Source organism: Mesorhizobium sp. M8A.F.Ca.ET.207.01.1.1, from assembly GCF_004794715.1.
Classification (GTDB): domain Bacteria; phylum Pseudomonadota; class Alphaproteobacteria; order Rhizobiales; family Rhizobiaceae; genus Mesorhizobium.
The window spans coordinates 1-337 of sequence record NZ_SRUS01000307.1 but is presented as its reverse complement, the minus strand read 5'-3'; the positions used below and the strand labels follow the sequence as shown (position 1 = coordinate 337).

At 66.2% G+C, this 337-nt stretch carries 1 protein-coding gene; it reads right to left on the bottom strand.

The features are described from left to right. Positions 1-337: class I SAM-dependent methyltransferase family protein (locus EN850_RS34675; RefSeq protein ID WP_189591314.1), on the bottom strand; the 337-nt coding region annotated here is incomplete at both ends.

Here is a 337-nt window from a genome sequence, read left to right as displayed (position 1 = left end):
TTGATGTCGGAATAATCCTGCAGGCGCACGCTGGCCGGCTGCTCGGCACTCTTGCCGATGGCGTCGAGCACGTAGCGGCCGTGGCCGGCGGCGATGTCGAGGACGTGGCCCGGCCGCCCGGCCGCCTTCAGCGTAGCCAAAGCCTGGCCGATCAGTTCCTCGAGGTTGAGCTTGCGCTGGCGGATGCCACGCCAGCCGATGGCGTCGAGAAAAGTCCTGTCGACCATGCGGCCGATCAGTCCGAGCCCTCGAGCCTCGTTCTCGTAGACATAATCCAGCGTCGAGCCGGAATCGAAGCCGGTGCCGACGCCGATCTTCATGCCGCGCGAGAACCAGC